This window comes from Orrella sp. 11846 (genome assembly GCF_048820935.1).
Taxonomy (GTDB): domain Bacteria; phylum Pseudomonadota; class Gammaproteobacteria; order Burkholderiales; family Burkholderiaceae_B; genus Algicoccus.
Window position 1 is genome coordinate 1 of the sequence record NZ_JBMERD010000050.1, and the last position, 669, is coordinate 669.

General features: G+C 52.6%; 1 protein-coding gene. It reads left to right on the plus strand.

Going from position 1 to position 669, the window contains the following annotated elements:
- On the plus strand, positions 1-669 hold a 669-nt coding region (locus ACOI06_RS14560), incomplete at both ends, for an immunoglobulin-like domain-containing protein (protein ID WP_420663313.1).

The following is a 669-nucleotide window of genomic DNA, read 5'->3' on the forward strand; positions in this document are numbered from 1 at the left end:
ATGACGTGACAGTGAGCATTGCCTCTAAGGGCGATGTGACTGAAGACCAGCCGATCGTGTTTGAAGTCAGCGTGAGCCAGCCGTTGGATCGTGATCTGACGGTGAAACTGAGCACCGGTGACGTCGTGATCATCCCAGAAGGCGAAACATCAGTTGATTACACATTGCCTGCACAGGGCGATGATGTGTACAAGGATGGTGAAGACATCACCGTTGGTCTGACCGATGCCACGGTTGTAGGTGCTGAGTTTGAGAACTTGGTGTTGGGTGGTGAAGCGACAGTGTCTGTTAGCGACACCATCGATACGACGACTGCGACATTGACCAGTGCTGGTTCAGGAGATGAGGATAACGGTTCGGTGACCTATACCGTGACGTTGGATCATGCGCCTCAACATGAAGCTCAAGACTTCAAGTTGACCCTGAGCAATGATCAGGAAGTGATCGTAACGGTTGCCGCAGGCACAACAACGGGATCAGTGACTCTGGGTTGGGGCTCAGGTCTGACGGGTGGTGCGATCCTGTTGAAAGATTATCCGGATTCCGACGTGTACAAGGAGCCAGACTTTACGCTGAGTGCCGAACTGGCAGTCAGTGGAACGGGCGGTAACTTTGAGAAGCTGGTTGTTGATAATCAAAGCACTGGTGTGACGATCAGCGACACCATCG